The sequence below is a fragment of the Aquisalimonas sp. genome (assembly GCF_007120195.1).
GTDB lineage: Bacteria > Pseudomonadota > Gammaproteobacteria > Nitrococcales > Aquisalimonadaceae > Aquisalimonas.
In genome coordinates, this window is the sequence record NZ_SKOG01000240.1 from 1 (window position 1) to 2,503 (window position 2,503).

3 protein-coding genes are annotated in these 2,503 nt (G+C 63.7%); 1 reads left to right on the forward strand and 2 read right to left on the reverse strand.

Features of this window, described 5'->3' with window-relative positions; translation table 11 throughout:
* Positions 1-63 precede the first annotated feature (63 nt).
* A complete protein-coding gene (locus tag QZT63_RS16970; protein ID WP_290652787.1) occupies positions 64-774 on the reverse strand; it encodes a glutathione S-transferase in 711 nt (236 codons plus the stop codon).
* 319 nt (positions 775-1,093) lie between these two features.
* On the opposite strand from QZT63_RS16970, the gene QZT63_RS16975 reads away from it, so the two are divergent.
* On the forward strand, positions 1,094-1,702 hold the full coding sequence (locus QZT63_RS16975) for a GNAT family N-acetyltransferase (RefSeq protein ID WP_290652789.1): 609 nt from the start codon (positions 1,094-1,096) through the stop codon (positions 1,700-1,702).
* A gap of 55 nt (positions 1,703-1,757) precedes the next feature.
* Here the strand turns inward: QZT63_RS16975 and QZT63_RS16980 are convergent.
* On the reverse strand, positions 1,758-2,503 hold a 746-nt coding region (locus QZT63_RS16980), incomplete at its 5' end, for an alpha/beta hydrolase (protein WP_290652793.1).

Consider the following 2,503-nt stretch of genomic DNA (forward strand, 5'->3'; position numbering starts at 1 on the left):
CGGTCGGGCCACTGCGCCTTTGCGGTGATCTGAAACTCGCTATACAGGGGAAGCTGAGCACCCTCAGCTCATCAATTGGTAGGGGCCGCCCTTTTCCAGGGCCCGCTGGTAAGCGGGGCGTGCGTGCGCACGCTCCAGAAACGCGCTCAACCGCGGATAGCGCTCATTGAGCCCACCCCGCGCCGCCGCTGCTTCCAGCGGGAAACTCATCTGAATATCGGCTGCCGAAAAGGCATCACCTGCGAACCAATCACGCAGCTCAAGTTCGCTCTCGAGGTAGCCGAGATGCAGCGCGATCTGTGGCTCAATGAAATGGCCCTTGACCGTATTGGCAACGCCTCGCACGAGTGGCCGGATGAGTGTTGGTGCCATCACCGGCAACCGGTTGAACACCAACATCAGCAGCAGCGGCGGCATCGCGGAGCCTTCCGCATAATGCAGGTAATAAGTGTAGCGTAACCGTTCAGGCGTCCCCCGAGCTGGCGCCAGCGAGCCATTACCGTGATGTTCCACCAGATACTCGATGATGGCGCCTGACTCCGCCACCACATTGTCACCGTCGCTGATCACCGGCGACTTGCCCAGCGGGTGCACCTCCTTGAGCTCAGGAGGAGCCAGCATCGTCTTCGGGTTACGGGCGTAGCGTTTGATCTCATACTCCAGAGCCAGCTCTTCGAGTAACCAAAGGACGCGCTGAGACCGGGAATTCTCGAGGTGATGGACGATGATCACGATGACCTCCCAGTGCGTGCCCCAGCCGGCGCGCAGGTGCAAAAGCAATTTATCCAGGGACGCGTCCTCAGCATTAGCATACCGCGTATTCCTGCCCACCATTAGAGTGTCGAACCCCCGTCACGGTAACGGCCTGTCGCGGCCGCGTCACCCGGAGCTGTTCGCAGCCCAGGCCGCAGCCCACATCGCCGCACGGCGCCCTGCTCGGGCATTCGCAACACTTCCGAAACGTTAGAACAACGCTGCGACGTCCGCTTGAAACCCGCCACACGCATGCTGCTGCCATGAGCCGACGAAGCCTGGGTGCTTCCGGCGCAGCCCCTGAAACGTGCAACTGGTGGGTTTCCACCTGGAGTCGACCATGCGTATGAACGGCAATACGGCCCTTAACCCCGGGGACCTTGCGATCAACAATCCGACCGACCACGCCAGGCACTGGCCGATCGGCTCGCCGATCTCCACGCCCGATACCGCACGCGCCGAACTGGAGGATGGCACCCCTGTGCGGCTGCGGCTGCTGGATGCCGAGGACAGTGCCACCATTCAGGCCTTCTTCGAGTCCCTGTCGCCGCGGTCGTTGCATCAACGCTTTCATCAACGCCTGCAGACCCTGAGCCCGCCGCTACTACGGTTGTTGTGTGGCATGGACGGCCAGCGGCATGTTGCCGTTGGCGCATTCGCAGACGCCGGACTGATTGGCATCGGGCGTTTCGTCTGCTCCGCCGAGAACGCGAGGACCGCCGAGGTTGCCTTCAGCGTCGCCGATTCCAGCCAGGGGCGCGGGCTCGGCAAAAAACTACTGCGGGCACTGGCGATGGCCGCCAGCGAGCGGGGGGTTGACACATTTTTATTCACGGTATTGGCAGATAACCGTGCAGCGACCAGGCTGCTGACCATCCCCGGGTCCTCGTCGGTCATCCGGGGCGGACAGCTGGAGGGGCGCGTCAACGTCGCAGATGTGCTGCGCTGAGTCAGACGCGAGCAACACGCGGGCGGCACCGAGCATCGGCGCCGCCCGCCCCCTTTTACGCCAGGGCTGGTAGGGCTTGGCCGCCGATCACCCAGTCCGGCGACGGCACGTTGCGCTGATGATCATGAAGCGCGATAAATCGGGCAACATGCTCATTGACACGGTGCGGATGGCTCACCGGCCCCATGTGCCCGAGGTCGGGGTCAATGCAACTCTCCATGCGCGGACAATGCACTTCCAGCACATCCTGAATCGCGGCTACGGGCGCGCGTGGATCCGCACCGCCCAGGTACAGCACCGGCATGGCGAGTCGCCCCAATTCCCGCGGACAGGTATCGTCAGCCATCAGCGCCCGGAAGTTGTCGCTGATCGGGCGCATCCGGCGCATCAAGCGTTGCTGCACGTCAGGTAATAGTTGATCCCACGTGCCCTGTCCGGACCAATAGTCGAAAAACCTTCGGGCCGCAACGCCGACCTCACCGGCCGCCATCGCCGCATCGATGGCGGTCGCGACGCAACGAATCTCCTCAAGTGGCGCTCGCCCCGAGGCCCCATGCCTCAGTAGAGCGAAAGGCACTGGCTCGTAGAGGACCAGGCTCGCCACGCGACCCGGGTCGCTCAGCGCGTACCGAAGCGCCACGGCCCCACCGTAAGAATGCCCCACCAAGTGCACAGGCTCAGGCAGCCTGCGGCCGATGTCCGCAAGCCGCGCCACTTCCCCGGCAATGCTCGGGGACTCGTCATCAGCCCACGGTGGGCTGCCGCCGTACCCGGCCAGATCTACGGCAACAACGCGGTAAC

What these genes read in the sequence shown, in the direction of transcription:
- QZT63_RS16975 (WP_290652789.1), top strand. Translation starts at nt 1,094, where the DNA reads ATGCGTATGAACGGCAATACGGCCCTTAACCCCGGGGACCTTGCGATC.